Genomic DNA, 14,831 nt, shown 5'->3' on the forward strand with positions numbered 1-14,831 from the left:
TAAACAATACACATTCAGTATTATTAAAAAAAAGCAGCTAACTCATCCTTTTTACTCACCAACACTTCATCAACTTGATCTAAAGGCCATTCAATAGCAAGCGTTGGGTCATTCCACATGATCGCGCGCTCACTGTCTTTATGATAATAGTTGGTAGTTTTATACAAGAACTGAGTATTCTCTTCTAAAGCCATAAAACCATGCGCAAAACCTTCTGGAATCCAAAACATGGTTTTATTCTCAGCACTCAGCTCGACACCCACCCACTGACCATAGGTTGACGATTCAGGGCGCACATCCACTGCGACATCCCATGCGCGACCTTGTACAACACGCACAAGCTTACCTTGACCATACGGTGCCAGTTGATAATGTAGGCCACGTAATACGCCTTTTTGTGATAAGGAATGATTGTCTTGTACAAAGTGTGGAATTGGCAAATTCAGTTCTTGTAAGGCTGTCTCAAAACGCTGTTGGTTAAAGCTTTCCATAAACCAGCCACGCTCATCCCCAAATACCTGTGGGTGAAGAATGAGTAAGCCTGCAATTTTGGTGATTTCTACCTTCATTGCGCATCGTCCAACAATTTAAACAAATACTGACCATAGTCAGTTTTCTTTAAAGCTTCGGCACTTTCACGGAGTTCATCTGAAGAAATCCAACCTTGTTGGAAACCAATCTCTTCTAAACACGCAACTTTTAATGATTGACGTTTCTCAATGGTATAAACAAATTGCCCTGCTTCGAGTAACGATTCATGTGTACCTGTATCAAGCCATGCAAAACCACGCCCCAACAATTCCACATTGAGCGATTCATCGTTTAAATAGGCATTATTGATGTCGGTAATTTCGAGTTCACCACGGTGTGATGGTTTCACTTGTTTGGCAAATTCCACCACACGATTGTCATAGAAATACAAACCAGTCACCGCATAAGGGGATTTCGGTTGTGCAGGTTTTTCTTCAATACTGATCACTTTACCTGTCGCATCAAATTCCACCACGCCAAAACGCTCAGGGTCAGTCACGTGATAGCCAAAAACAGTCGCACCATGACTCACATCATTGGCTGCTTTTAATTGCTGGCTAAAGTTTTGACCATAGTAAATGTTATCGCCTAAGATCAAACACACTGGATGCTCACCAATAAATTCTTCACCAATAATAAAGGCTTGTGCTAAACCATCTGGAGAAGGTTGAACTTTATAACTGAGTTTGATGCCGAACTGATGACCATCACCCAGTAATTTTTCAAAATTCGGTAAATCTTCAGGCGTAGAAATAATCAAGATGTCACGGATACCCGCCAACATGAGTACCGACAATGGATAATAGATCATCGGTTTATCGTAAATAGGCAACAGCTGTTTCGACACCCCTTTGGTGATTGGATGTAAGCGTGTTCCCGAACCGCCCGCAAGAATAATACCTTTACGTTGTAAGCTCATTGAATTAATAACTCCGAGATTGTTCGTTGCACATGGGTCGTCCACTCAGGCACATGTAGCTGAAACGTGTGTTGAATTTTTTGAATGTCTAATCGTGAATTATGCGGCCGCTTAGCAGGCGTTGGATAATCTGCTGTAGAAATCGCGTTAACGGTTTGCACTTTGAGTGACATACCCTGCTGTTTAGCCTGCTCAAATACATAATTGGCATAGGCGAACCATGAGGTTTCACCTGCAGCCACCAAATGATAAATCCCGACTTTGTTGAAATCGGCCATTGTCTGTACAATTGCATGTGCTGTGATGTCCGCGATCAACACTGCCGAGGTCGGTGCCCCGATTTGGTCATCAATAATACTGAGTTGTTCGCGTTGTTGCGCCAAAGACAGCATGGTTTTTAAGAAGTTTTTGCCCTTGGCGGCATAGACCCACGAGGTTCGAAAAATCAAATGTCGACATCCTGATGCCACAATCGCCTGCTCACCTTGTAGTTTTGTTTGTCCATAGACGTTTAAAGGCTGCGTCTGATCAGTTTCTTTAAATGGCGTTGTGCCTTGGCCGCTAAACACATAATCCGTTGAATAATGCACCAACAGGATATTTAGACTTTTGCACACTTCAGCGATTTGCGCCACAGTATCTGAATTGATCAGCTGCGCCATCTCTTGGTTCGATTCAGCCAAATCCACTGCAGTATACGCACTGGCATTGACTACAACATCGGGTTGAATCTCACGAATAGTGCGTAGCAAGGCCTCAGGCTGAGCCAAGTCACCGCACCAGCCGCCTAAGCCATGACGATCCAAAGCAATCAGCTCAGCCACTGGCGCTAGCGCACGTTGTAACTCCCAGCCCACTTGACCATTTTTTCCAAGCAAAAGAATTTTCATACGTTTGCCTTGCTTTAGCCTTGGTACTGCTGGTCTAACCAATTTTGATACTCACCGCTTTGCACACGCGACACCCACTGTTGATTGGCCAAGTACCACTGCACGGTTTTGCGTAAACCAGTCTCAAAGGATTCTTCAGGCACCCAACCGAGTTCTTTTTTAATTTTTGAAGCATCAATCGCATAGCGCACATCATGCCCTGGACGATCTTTGACATAGGTAATTAAATCTTGATACTGGGCAACACCTGTCGGCTTGTTTGGCGCCAATTCCTCTAGTAATGCACAGATGCCATGCACCACATCAATATTTGCTTTTTCATTGTGCCCACCAATATTATAGGTCTCACCAATGGCACCCTCGCTCACCACTTTAAACAGTGCGCGCGCATGGTCTTCCACATATAACCAATCACGAATTTGCTGACCATTGCCATACACAGGTAATGCTTTGCCCTGTAAAGCATTTAAAATCATCAGTGGGATCAATTTTTCTGGGAAATGATACGGTCCATAATTGTTCGAGCAGTTGGTTACAATCACGGGTAAGCCATACGTTCGATGCCACGCACGTACCAAATGATCTGAACTGGCTTTAGACGCAGAATAAGGTGAACTTGGTGAATATGAGGTCTCTTCAGTAAATAGATCTGTCGTCCCTTCTAAGTCACCATACACTTCATCGGTTGAAATGTGATGAAAACGGAAGGTCGCTTTGGCTGCCTCAGGCAAGTTGCTCCAGTACTGGCGCGCAGCTTCTAACAACTGATAGGTGCCAATAATATTGGTTTCAACAAAATCAGACGGGCCTGAGATCGAACGATCAACATGTGATTCAGCGGCCAAATGCATCACGGCATCAGGCTGAAACTGATTAAAGAGCGTATCAAGTGCTGCACGGTCACAAATATCAGTATGGCTAAACTGATAACGTTCACTCCCTGCAACCTCAGCCAATGATTCTAAATTCCCTGCATAGGTGAGTTTGTCGATATTTAATACATGATGCGAGGTATGCTGAATAATATGGCGAATCACTGCTGAGCCAATAAAACCTGCACCACCGGTAACAATAATATTCACATTTAATCCTTCAATTACTTTATCTCTAAGCGGTCTGAAATGGCCCATGCCAAGCTCAAACCCTACAATTCATCTTATGTGGTCGTCATCTTGGGTAAATCAATCGGCGTATAGTCACCCAAATCCAATACATAACGAATCCAATTGGCAAAATGATATTTGCGTGCAATCTCATCAGTGACCGTGTTATACGGCTGCGCTAAAAACTGTTGTAGTACACTCGTGTCTTTGCCATCCCACACGAAAATATTATCAGGATGATAAAAGTCATAATGCACAATCGACGCGTTATTGGTAATCAATTTCTTCTTAAACATCAGCGCTTCAAATGTTCTAAACGACAATCCTGTATGCGCTCCAATCACCAAATCAATCAAAATATCGGCATTTTGCACATGAGCCAAATTATCATTGAATTCAATATTTTGTGTAATCTTACTAATTGGCAAATCGAGATATGCCTGCGCAGGCGCATGATTAATAAAGCACTTAATCTCTACGTCATGCTGCGCTAATTCGCCGACCAATTGCTCAATCGCCTGTTGTCGACTCGGATTATGATACCCGACAAAATAAACGATAGGTTTTTGATTGTCTGATATTTTTTGATCAACGACCAATACATCATTCATACAGAAATTGGTGAGCGGTAAAACACGCGCATTACTATTGTTTTGATAGTCTTGCGGATCAAAGACAAAAAAGCGATCAAATAACTTGATACGATGCGAGACATTTGGAAAACGCGTCAGTCCATCCCACTGATAACCCGCAAAGGTTTGATGCGTGCGTGATTTTAATAGCGCCAGCACCTCATCACTAAACATGTCAGCGCGAATGACCAAGGTGTAGTCGCTATAGCCACCCCATGCCTGCAGCTGCTGATCAATATGCTGCATATTTATGGCATTGCGTAAGGTCATTTTATAACTGGTGTCTTTATAGACTGTTTTACGATAGCCCTTATAGATCCGTGAAAACAGATTCGGGTATTTAAAGGGTTCAGGCGACACCAGCTGGTCAAAGCACATCACTTCAAAACCCTGCTGCTGCAAACTTTTTGCAACCAAATGAATCAATCCCAAATGATCGGGCATGGCTAAAATAATTCTAGGTTTTGACATATTGCTTTCCAAAATGACACTCTCAGGTCATCAAATCACATGAGCATCTGCTCTAAAGCTGTGTAAAACCCCATATTTTCTACACGTATTTACAGCATCAACGCCATTCTTATCATCGCGTTAGTTTTTAAATTGCGTCTGATCCAATCGAATTTCACGCTTTTGCGCTTTAAACACAACACTGGCATAGCGACACGCCATCGCCCATTGTCCGGCAAGACGGCGCATTTTAAATGTTCTTTTTTCAGCAGCTGACGCATACACGGGCTTATGATGCTCTGAACGACCAATCACCGATTCAAACTGTTCAGCAGGCACTAAACCATATGCTGACATTTGGTCTTCTTGAATGATTCCAGCAGGCTCTGCTTGGAGGCAGTGCAAGCCATAATGGCTAAAGATAAAACCATCCGCAATTGCGGGTGCTGTTTCTGCTAGACGTTGCAGCAGTTTTTGCGCACCCGATGGATACAACACATAACCTGCTGCTCCAGTACGATCTTGATATAATTCATATAATTCGACCTGAGTAGAACCTAAGATACACACGGGTGTTCGACTAATAATTTTTTTACGACTTCTTACTTCTAGATTAATTAAGTCCACATCTGAAAATTGATGCTGTTCAATTTCGTTTAAAATTTCTTTTGTATTGGAAGCCAATACGGCATCATCTTCAAGAATTAAACAGGGCTGATTCCTTTTTATTACTTCTTCCCAGGCTTTTTGGTGACTGAGAAAGCACGCTACCTCAACTTTACGCAAAGGCCTTTGCCAGCCAAAACCGAATTTTTGGTATTGTTCTTCACTTAAATCGGCAACTGAAAATGCTTCTAATATTTCAAAATCCAGTCCTAATTTCCCAAATTGTCTTTTTTGAAAATCACGACGATCCTGTGAACTTTTTAAATTGATAATTAAAGTATTCACAATTACCACCATCTCGTCTTTTCACGAGTATGACGCTGTTTAAAACGTGAATAAACATTCTCATTCTGCTCAAGTTGAAGACGATCAAAAATTTCTATCACGATTTGACCAAGCTCATGAGCTTTACACACTTGTTCTAGTCGCCAGCGCATATTACGTAAAGTATCATCTGTTCCAACTGCAAATGCAGAAGTACCATCAAATAAGGCATAGCGCTGTTGTTGTAATAACTGCTGATGCTCCTGATTTACAGTTAAAGACTGATCACACAAAAAACGTTCTGTTTCCTGTAACTTAAGCGTATTAATCAATACCACTGCATTCATCAGAATGGCTTTTAGAGTTACGTCTTCATCAAAATCAATAAAAGTATCACAGGCTGAAATCAGCCAGCGTATATTCAATGACTGTACAAGAAAATTTCGTTCAGCCATCCATAATGCCTTGAATTTGTCATAATTATTTTGAGTATCGACTTCACGGCGAATTAAAACAATCAGACTGGCATGGAAATGATTTAATGCAGACTGCCCCACAAACTCCTGTTTGAGTTGCTCAATATGCTCATTGAGATCTTTGGCCGAACCATGCGTATATTGAATTTGATCCCCATCAATGATGGTATTTTTTAACTGATTTAAATCGGCTTGACCAAATTGCGCATAAATCTTTTCAGCACCAAAACGACGCTGATGACGACTAAATGAAAACCATTGTTCGAACTTACTTTTCTTTCTTACCGGCATTTGAAATTAAATCTCTTTCAATTTCTCATTGATTCAGCTTACTGCCAAGCATCCTTAATCCACTGCGATGGCAACACATAACGGTACCATTTCCCACCACCACCATTGACTGCATCTGGCGGATTAATTTCACCATGGAATACAATAATTTTGGCACCTTCAGGCTTCACAGGGGGCTTAAAGTAAGCCATCGGGATTTTTTGCAGGCAATGATACTTATAGCTCTTGCACCAGCTTTCCGGCCAATAGGTCTGTTTACCTTCACGGTCTACATACCAAGACAAATAGGCTTGCTCATTACGGAATTTTTTACGGATTTCATCAAAATTTTCACGGAAATACGGTAAAAGTCCCGGAAATGCACCCAGTTTAAAACGATACACCGAACTGTTACCAGTAATCCGCCAAGGACGTTTCCAGTCATGAATAATCAGAAAATCACCCGGATAGCTAAAGAACTCATCGATGTTATCGACAATCACCACATCAAGATCGAGAAATAGCGCATTGCCCTCTAAACCATATAAATCCGGTTCAAAAGTAGACAGCTTATTCCAGCCACGCTCAGGCGCACCTTCAGGCAATGCCAAAGGTGGAATTGGGAAACATTGTACTTCAGAATTAATTCCTTCCGTACGATCCGTCAGACAGACCATTTTGAAATCGACTGTTGTATGTCGTTTAACCATGTTGTATAAACGATTGACGTATTCAGAACCGTATTTGGTTCCCCATTTCATACAAATAACGATGTTACTCATTGCGTATGCCTAAGCTCATCTTAAAATCTTCTGGATACCGAATATGATGACATAAGTTCGGCAGAATAAGTATATCCCTTAAAAAAAACCTCTCAAATGAGAGGTTTTTTCAATCAGTAAATTATTACTTATTTCACGTAAGTTAGCCAATGTGCATATTTAGGATCTTTACCCTGAACTGCATCAAAATAAGCTTTTTGGATTTGCGTCGTGATTGGACCACGGACACCTTCACCAATTTGACGGTCATCATATTCACGGATTGGGGTCACTTCCGCAGCAGTACCGGTAAAGAACGCTTCATCGGCAATATAGAATTCATCACGGGTAATACGGCGTTCAACCACGTCATAACCCAAGTCTTTGGCAATGGTAATAATGGTTTGACGGGTAATACCATCCAGCGCACCACCAGCAATATCAGGGGTATGAATTACACCGTCAGTCACCAGGAATACGTTTTCGCCTGAACCCTGGCATACATAGCCTTGTGGATCAAGTAACATGGCTTCGTCATAACCCGAATGCGCGACTTCCTGATGCGCCAGAATCGACAGCGTGTAGTTCCCAGATGCTTTGGCTTTACACATGGTCACGTTTGGATGATGGTGGGTAAATGATGAAGTTTTCACGCGAATACCCTTCGCCATGGCTTCTTCACCCAAGTAAGCACCCCAGCTCCATGCCGCAACCACAGCATGAATCGTGTTATCAGTTGCAGCAATACCCAGTTTTTCAGAGCCAATAAAAAGGATTGGACGTAAATAGCAAGATGCCAGTTTATTTTCACGCACCACATCAATTTGCGCTTGTTCTAATGTTGCATGATCAAATGGAACTTTCATTTGATAAATTTTTGCAGAATTCAACAAACGCTTGGTATGTTCTTTTAGACGGAAAATAGCCGTTCCATTCGGAGTTTCATAAGCTCGGACGCCTTCAAACACACCCATGCTGTAATGCAAAGTATGGGTTAATACGTGGGTTTTCGCCTCACGCCAGTCAACCAGTTGTCCATCTTGCCAAATAAAACCATCACGATCAGCCAAATTCATGCCACAAACTCCAATTTTTCACAATTATTCACTATCCAGCGCAAAGCTTGCACTTGGATCAATTAGTCTTTGCCATAACTTGCAAACGGTCATTCGGGTATCGTGCCAGTCGCTTGCAGACACTTGCATGGATTGATTTGCAAGGGCTAAGCGGTGGCTCTCGGCGCGTTCACTGAGATAAGCTTGAATCAGAGCAGTCGCATCGTCGCTGGATAAGCAACCTGATTTTGCGGTATCCTCAAGAATTCTTACATTGTCGGAGAAATGGGCGAGATCTTTATTCGTCCCACTCCAGGCCAACACCGCATACTGTGCCATAAATTCGATGTCTACGATACCACCTGTATCTTGTTTTAAATGAAAAATTCCATCTTTTTTCTGCGCTTTGGAGGAGCCCAGATGATCCTTCATTTTCTGACGCATTTTCAGCACTTCTGCCCGCACATAATTTTCATCACGAGGCTGAATCAAAATATTACGGCGTAAGATTTCAAATTTTTGTCTTAGGCTTAGCTCACCCGCAATTGGACGCGCGCGCACCAAGGCTTGATGCTCCCATAACCAGGCACTCTTAAGCTGATATTGTTCAAAGGCTTTCAGACTGGTGACCAAGAGTCCTGCTTCACCTGAAGGACGTAAACGGGTATCGACTTCATAGACCCGCCCATCCAGGGTTTGCGTGGTCATCAATGACATGAATTTTTGTGCCACGCGCATGGCAAACTCAAAACCACTAATCGGCTTGAGTCCATCCGTATCGGCCTGTTCTCCCATAAAATGAATAAACACTAAATCCAAGTCCGAGCCATAACCCAGTTCAATGCCACCGACCTTGCCATAACCAATGACCGCAAAGGCAGTATGCTCGATTGAACAGCGCTTGCCTTCGGCATCGAGGGGAAAACCATGCCTTTTGGCCACCATCTGATAGGCCAAATGCAGAGCTGCATTGACAGATACTTCGGCAATATCGGTTAAGGCATCAGAAACTTTCATCAAAGGACTTTCAGCCAGAACATCACTGGCTGCGACGGCCAAGACATTGGATTTTTTAAACAGGCGCAATACCCGCATCTGATCTTCAACCTGATCAATCTCAATACGGAGTAATTGCTGGCGTAAAGAATCTTCCAGATCCTGTCGTTTCGGCAACTCAAAATCCATCGACAGAAACTCATCCAGCAATACCGGATATTGCGAGAGTTCTTCACAAATCCAGGGACTCACCGTGGCCATTTTGACCAGTCGTTGCAGTGCGCCTTTACTTTCAATCAGCATGACCAGATAGACAGTACGGCGCATCACCGACTCAACCAAGGGCATGAGACGCAACAACGCCATTTGCGGCTTGGCAGACTCCAGAATCGCTTCAATCAGATAAGGCCAAAAGGTTTTTAAACGTTGAACCGCCTTGGCCGGCAACTTTTTCAATGCATGACCATGCCAGAATTCATGAACCAGATTCTTGGCGGCATCATCCAGAACATCGTTGAGCTTCTTTTCCAGCTGGACAAAACTTTCGACCTGGGTTTCCGGTTCATTTTCCTTAATCAGATGCTCAAACTGATAAATGACTTTGGCTCGCTTCTGGTTCAGGACAGTCATAAAATCTGACCAGTCTGCAAAACCTAAGGTTTCCACCATTCGCTGACGTAAATCAGGCTCAGTCGGTAAAGATTGGGTTTGTTGATCGTTTAAGGCCTGAATCGCATGTTCCACCCGGCGCAGGAACAAATAGGCATCTTCCAGATCTTGGACTGCCTGTTCATCCAAGAGTTCAGCATCATCGAGATGGTTCAGATTGACCAGACATTGGCGATCCTGCAATTCAAGTTTGGCTCCACCATAAATCAGCTGAAAGACCTGCACGATAAATTCAACTTCGCGAATACCGCCAGCACCGAGCTTGATATCATCTTCAATATTACGCCGCTGGACTTCACGCTCGATCATGGTTTTCATTTCGCGCATGGCTTCAAAAGCACTGTAATCCACGTATTTACGAAAGACAAAAGGACGGGTCATGTCAAGCAGAGCATCACCTTCCGGACTTGGATTGACAACACGCGCCTTGATCCAAGCGTAGCGCTCCCATTCCCGGCCATGCTGACTTAAGTATTTCTCTAAGGCCACATGACTAATGGCCAGGGCTGAACCATCACCCCAAGGACGCAGACGCATATCGACCCGAAACACAAAACCATCCGCCGTGATCTGATCCAGCAGGTGAATCAGTTTTTGTCCCCACAGGATGCAAAACTGCTGCACATCGATACATTTGCGTCCATCGGTTTCACCCTGTTCATCGAAGGCAAAAATCAGGTCAATATCACTGGAAAGATTAAGTTCTTGCGCGCCGAGTTTGCCCATAGCGATGACAATAAGATCCTGAACTTTACCGTTATAAGCAATCGGCTGGCCATACTTGGCAGCAATCGGCATACGGGCAAAATCTTTGGCTGCACAAATACAGGCATCGGCAAAATCGGAGAGTTCTCGGGTGAGGGTGATGACATCGGTCAGTTGATTGGCATCCTGCCAGATCCAGCGAAACATCAGGCGGGCCCGCAGAATACGCATGGCGCGCATCCAGGCGGCTTCGTCTATAATATTCAGGATACAGTGCTGCACCAGCTGATCAATATATTCCCGACTGAGTGCAGCCTGAAACTGGTCAATTGCATAATCCTGTTCCAGGAGGCTCTGGTGATTGGCCAATACCTGTTCAGCATATTGGCTTGCTCTTAAGGTTTTTTGCAATTGTGCCGCATTCATCACTCAACTCTTCCCCCGAAACGTTCTGCCTAGTTATAGCAGGAGTTTTGTCTCAGGGGGAGGGTTTTAGTTTGAAATTTATCAAATGAAGCGTCAAACTCTGTCCTTCAGAGCAGAGATATAAGCGACACGACATAAAATGTCGTTTTAAGAATTGCCCAACATAGGGTATAGAGAAAAAATTTTTAATATAACCACATGAAAACACTTAAATTACGCATAAAAGACAAACATTGCAAGGTGCTAGATCAATTAGCATCTGAGGTGAACTTTGTTTGGAATTATGTCAATGATTTAGGGTTTAAGCATCTAAAAAGAAAAGGTGAATTTCTATCAGCTTATGATGTTGCCAAATACACCAAAGGCGCATCGAAAGAATGCAATCTACATAGCCAAACCATTCAGGCTGTTACAGAAGAATTAATCACTCGAAGAAAACAGTTCAAGAAAGCAAAGCTGAAATGGCGTGTGAGCAATAAGAAATCAGCGAGAAGATCACTTGGTTGGATTCCTTTCAAGAAAGTAGCCATCAAATACGCTGATGGATATGTTCAGTACGGCAAGCATCAATTCAAGTTATGGGATAGTTACGGATTAAGTAAATACAGCGTGAGAACAGGCTCATTCGTTGAGGATAGTCGTGGACGGTGGTATGTATGCCTTGTAGTGGATTCATCTAAGCAAAATAAACCTACTGCAACTAAAGCGATTGGTATTGATCTAGGTTTAAAAGACGTTGCCACCTGTTCTGATGGTACTGTAATTTCAAATCCTAAGTTCTATCGGAAATATGAACAGAAATTAGGTATTGCTCAACGAGCCAAGAATAAAAAACGTGTACGTGCATTACACGCTAAAATTGCCAATTGTCGTAAAGATCATTTGCATAAGGCAAGCACCATGCTTGTGAGAGAAAATGCACTGATTGTTGTTGGCGATCTGAGCGCGGGTAAACTTGTAAAAACTAAAATGGCAAAATCTGTTTTAGATACAGGTTTTTCAGCATTCAAAACAATGCTCAAGTATAAATGCGAGAACGCAGGGGCAATGTTTGAAGAAGTAAGTGAGAGATTCACAACCTGAGAAACATTGTTTCGCAAGGTTCGTGCTGTGGTGAGATCACTTCTAGCAGTCCGAAAGGTAGAGCAGATTTGCGAATAAGAGTATGGGAGTGTGAATGCGGAAGTTCCAATAACAGGGACGAAAACGCAGCTAAGAACATACTTGCGCTTGGGCATAAGCGTCTAGTAGTAGGAATCACCTCTGTTTCAGGGAGGTGAGGATGTCAACTTTTAGGATTTCTCAGCATGCAGATCTTCAAGCACCAGTGCCTGATGATCATTGGTGACCATTGGCAAACGCACCGTAAAGGTCGTACCTCGACCTTCTTTAGAATCCACCGCGATTTGACCATGATTCAGATCAATAAAGCGCTTGCACAATACCAAACCTAAACCAGCACCTTTCTCTTCAGCAGTACCTCGAACACTCACCATCAACGTCGGCTTGAACAGATTCTGTATCTGCTCTTCAGTCATGCCCAGACCGGTATCCTGAATGGTGATTTTAACCTGCTCACCGTCCATTTCTGCCTCTAAAATGACTTTACCGCCTTGATTAACCGGGGTGAATTTCAGCGCATTGGAAACCAGATTCTGCAACACTGAAGTAATCATATTGATATCCGCATGGACTTTAATGTCTTCGGGAATATTGTCGATTAATTCAATTTTTTTATTCAACGCCAGACTGTGCAATACACTGCAGACAATTTTACTGGATTGCTTGAGTTCATAATTAATCGGATGATATACAAAGCGTCCGCCCTCGGCCATGGCCCAGGTCAGCAAGCTTTCCAGCAGGTTATAAGTCGATTGTGCATTATCATATAAATAATCCGCGATACTCTGAATACTGGACTCATCCAAGGTATCACGTTCCTGCGCCAGAACTTCGGAAAAGCCCAGCAGGCCATGAAATGGCGCACGCAGATCATGTGCGATGATCTGGAAAAATTTGGTTGTACTAAAGTTTTGTGCACATTGCTGTTCGTATAGCTCTTTCAGCTCAGTATGTTCTTCATTGAGTTGGATTCGAATCACTAAACTTTCAGCAAATTGTTTGATGGTGGCAATATCGTCCTGATCAAACAGTTCGGTCTGATCATCAAAGAAAATGACCTGTCCAAAAGACACACCGCTACTTGATTTTAAATTAAAGGCGACTAATCTCTGATGCGCTACACCGAGATCTTTCACATAATTTGACAATTCTGTATAAGCAGGATGCGTCTGATCGATGACATCTGCCTGTTGCAGATACGTAGGCACATTCACGTCCTGCGGGGCATGCAAGGCCCGGAAACCGCGCGGACAGCTGTACCAGATATACGGTTCCATGTGGAAGCTAATAATGCTGGTTTTAACGTTTAAAACTTTACGGGCGATCTTACAAAAGGTGTCTAATAGGTTGTTGGAGGTATAGACACCTAAAATGAGAGATATACGGCACGAGCTTAATTGCTCCGTATTCTGACCGACCTCTAGCAGTTTTAGTTCCATGTCTGCCTCTCTGAATGTTTATGGAATATAGAAAACACAGCCGACCAAATTCATACAATTAATAACAAAGATTCTATATTTACTCAACGATGAAAACTCACCTATAGGTTAAAGGATTTGTTAACCTGTTTCTATCCAAATACATTCTTAACTGCAAAGCACTGATATTTAATTGATTAAGAATAACTTGAAAATTTACTATTCGAAAAAAATCTACATAAGTATTTGAAACTCAATATCTAAGCTAAAATTAAGCATGTTTATTTGTATTTACTTTAACACACTCTTGACCAAAAAATACTCAGCATCGATTTTTATCCCCTTTTAAATAAAAGTTAATGGTTTTTCAACTATATAGATTTAAATTTCGTTTAAAAAATACTTAACAATGATCTTGAGTCTCAACTTAAAGTCTCAAAAAAACTGTCTGAAAGATAGCCTTTGAATTGTAAAGAAATTACAGTCTTTAACAAATTAATTGCGAAATTTTGTGATTTTTTATCACTCAAGCTTACATTAAAAATGGAAATTTCATGCTGAGGAAGAATGAATCCAATTCAGGGTATTTTTTACACAAGGAACAGTGCACTTAAGGTAAAGACAAAAAAAGCGGCCTAAAAAGACTAATGCTGATCAGTTAAGGAGTTTAGAAATAGACTCTTTAACTTTTTAGTCGTTCACGACGGAGTCTTAAATTTATAAATCAAATACTTAAAAATAATTTGTTACTTTGGTTTCGCCCAAATGAGAAGCGAAGCTTCGCAAGGAAGGCATCTTGTGGTGCAATACACCTCATGCCTCAAACAGTTGCGGATGACTTTTCTATCTATCAGATATAATCATGAATTTGAAAAAGAAAATGCCAGTCAATTCCTTAACTGACTGGCATTAGCCTAAAAAGACCGCTTTTTTTAACGAAGAATTATTTGTCTGAAATTAACGCCACTTGCTGTACATAGTTAAATAACTTTAACTTAGACGCATTGACCTCTGCTTCAGGTGCTTGATTCTTTAAATCACGATGTACGCGAAGATAATGCTGACGCAAGGTATGACGCTCTGTGGCATTATAGGTTTTGGTAAATTCATTAATGGCTGGGTCACCATCTTTGACAATTCGATCGACCCAACGCTGTAATTGGGCTGTCTTTTTAAGACCTTGTTTTGGTGTTAAATAAGATAAAATCACCGTTTCATTTTCATTGCGCAGTAATTTACCAATACGTGAAAATTGACGGCGACGTGCTTCATGTGAGGTAAATTCCTGTACATCGAGCAATGCTTCAATCAAACGCTCTTCAACAGGCAAGTTTTTAATTTGTTTAGCACTCAGCTCAGCCAGCTGTGCACCCAAAGCCGCCATACGCTGGACTGCTTTTTTCTGTTCGGTTTTACTTGCGCGTCCCTCTAAAGAATCGAAATCTTCTTCAGTTAAACTGTTCGGTCGACGTGCCACG

The 14,831-nt window shown here is 42.2% G+C and carries 12 protein-coding genes and 1 pseudogene; 1 reads left to right on the top strand and 12 read right to left on the bottom strand.

Translation table 11 applies throughout. The features are described from left to right. Window positions 1-23 precede the first annotated feature (23 nt). The 10 genes from rfbC to glnE all read right to left on the bottom strand — a co-directional run bounded on the left by rfbC (window position 24) and on the right by glnE (window position 10,813). A complete protein-coding gene (gene rfbC, locus FTU40_RS08560) occupies window positions 24-569 on the bottom strand; it encodes a dTDP-4-dehydrorhamnose 3,5-epimerase (protein ID WP_180040531.1) in 546 nt (181 codons plus the stop codon). Continuing rightward, a complete protein-coding gene (gene rfbA / locus FTU40_RS08565) occupies window positions 566-1,450 on the bottom strand; it encodes a glucose-1-phosphate thymidylyltransferase RfbA (RefSeq protein WP_180040533.1) in 885 nt (294 codons plus the stop codon). Before rfbA ends, rfbC begins: the two co-directional genes overlap by 4 nt. Then, on the bottom strand, window positions 1,447-2,340 hold the full coding sequence (gene rfbD / locus FTU40_RS08570) for a dTDP-4-dehydrorhamnose reductase (RefSeq protein WP_180040535.1): 894 nt from the start codon (window positions 2,338-2,340) through the stop codon (window positions 1,447-1,449). Before rfbD ends, rfbA begins: the two co-directional genes overlap by 4 nt. Before the next feature lie 14 nt (window positions 2,341-2,354). Then, window positions 2,355-3,422 (bottom strand): dTDP-glucose 4,6-dehydratase, encoded by a 1,068-nt coding sequence (gene rfbB, locus FTU40_RS08575; protein WP_180040537.1) that lies wholly within the window; start codon window positions 3,420-3,422, stop codon window positions 2,355-2,357. A gap of 74 nt (window positions 3,423-3,496) precedes the next feature. Beyond that, window positions 3,497-4,546, bottom strand: coding sequence for a hypothetical protein (locus FTU40_RS08580; protein WP_180040539.1), 1,050 nt, complete (start codon window positions 4,544-4,546; stop codon window positions 3,497-3,499). Between the two features lie 120 nt (window positions 4,547-4,666). Beyond that, entirely contained in the window at window positions 4,667-5,476 is an 810-nt protein-coding gene (locus tag FTU40_RS08585; protein WP_263576593.1) for a glycosyltransferase family 25 protein, read from the bottom strand. A 2-nt stretch (window positions 5,477-5,478) separates the two neighbouring features. Continuing rightward, the gene (locus tag FTU40_RS08590) at window positions 5,479-6,222 is read right to left on the bottom strand and encodes a hypothetical protein (protein WP_180040542.1); all 744 of its coding nucleotides are present in this window, start codon (window positions 6,220-6,222) and stop codon (window positions 5,479-5,481) included. A gap of 38 nt (window positions 6,223-6,260) precedes the next feature. Continuing rightward, a complete protein-coding gene (locus FTU40_RS08595) occupies window positions 6,261-6,983 on the bottom strand; it encodes a glycosyltransferase (protein ID WP_180040544.1) in 723 nt (240 codons plus the stop codon). A gap of 128 nt (window positions 6,984-7,111) precedes the next feature. Continuing rightward, on the bottom strand, window positions 7,112-8,038 hold the full coding sequence (locus FTU40_RS08600) for a branched-chain amino acid transaminase (RefSeq protein WP_074384043.1): 927 nt from the start codon (window positions 8,036-8,038) through the stop codon (window positions 7,112-7,114). A gap of 24 nt (window positions 8,039-8,062) precedes the next feature. Continuing rightward, window positions 8,063-10,813 carry a bifunctional [glutamate--ammonia ligase]-adenylyl-L-tyrosine phosphorylase/[glutamate--ammonia-ligase] adenylyltransferase gene (glnE, locus tag FTU40_RS08605; RefSeq protein ID WP_180040573.1) on the bottom strand — a complete coding sequence of 917 codons (2,751 nt, stop codon included), beginning with the start codon at window positions 10,811-10,813 and terminating at the stop codon, window positions 8,063-8,065. A 198-nt stretch (window positions 10,814-11,011) separates the two neighbouring features. Here glnE and FTU40_RS08610 point away from each other — a divergent pair. Beyond that, window positions 11,012-12,093 (top strand): annotated as a pseudogene (locus FTU40_RS08610) (RNA-guided endonuclease InsQ/TnpB family protein). 12 nt (window positions 12,094-12,105) lie between these two features. Here the strand turns inward: FTU40_RS08610 and FTU40_RS08615 are convergent. Together FTU40_RS08615 and yjgA are read right to left on the bottom strand one after the other, a co-directional pair. Then, complete coding sequence (locus tag FTU40_RS08615; RefSeq protein WP_180040546.1) at window positions 12,106-13,374, bottom strand: sensor histidine kinase KdpD; 1,269 nt, start codon at window positions 13,372-13,374, stop codon at window positions 12,106-12,108. Window positions 13,375-14,296: 922 nt separating this feature from the next. Beyond that, window positions 14,297-14,830, bottom strand: a complete 534-nt coding sequence (gene yjgA / locus FTU40_RS08620) for a ribosome biogenesis factor YjgA (RefSeq protein WP_159516241.1) — start codon at window positions 14,828-14,830, stop codon at window positions 14,297-14,299. Between the last annotated feature and the right edge of the window lies 1 nt (window position 14,831).

Source organism: Acinetobacter sp. YH12100 (assembly GCF_013419135.1).
GTDB lineage: Bacteria > Pseudomonadota > Gammaproteobacteria > Pseudomonadales > Moraxellaceae > Acinetobacter > Acinetobacter pseudolwoffii.

Excerpts from the sequence above, each read along its gene's own strand:
- rfbC (WP_180040531.1), bottom strand. The coding sequence starts at position 569 with ATGAAGGTAGAAATCACCAAAATTGCAGGCTTACTCATTCTTCACCCA.
- FTU40_RS08600 (WP_074384043.1), bottom strand. The coding sequence starts at position 8,038 with ATGAATTTGGCTGATCGTGATGGTTTTATTTGGCAAGATGGACAACTG.
- FTU40_RS08580 (WP_180040539.1), bottom strand. The coding sequence starts at position 4,546 with ATGTCAAAACCTAGAATTATTTTAGCCATGCCCGATCATTTGGGATTG.
- rfbD (WP_180040535.1), bottom strand. The coding sequence starts at position 2,340 with ATGAAAATTCTTTTGCTTGGAAAAAATGGTCAAGTGGGCTGGGAGTTA.
- FTU40_RS08595 (WP_180040544.1), bottom strand. The coding sequence starts at position 6,983 with ATGAGTAACATCGTTATTTGTATGAAATGGGGAACCAAATACGGTTCT.
- rfbA (WP_180040533.1), bottom strand. The coding sequence starts at position 1,450 with ATGAGCTTACAACGTAAAGGTATTATTCTTGCGGGCGGTTCGGGAACA.
- FTU40_RS08590 (WP_180040542.1), bottom strand. The coding sequence starts at position 6,222 with ATGCCGGTAAGAAAGAAAAGTAAGTTCGAACAATGGTTTTCATTTAGT.
- FTU40_RS08615 (WP_180040546.1), bottom strand. The coding sequence starts at position 13,374 with ATGGAACTAAAACTGCTAGAGGTCGGTCAGAATACGGAGCAATTAAGC.
- glnE (WP_180040573.1), bottom strand. The coding sequence starts at position 10,813 with ATGAATGCGGCACAATTGCAAAAAACCTTAAGAGCAAGCCAATATGCT.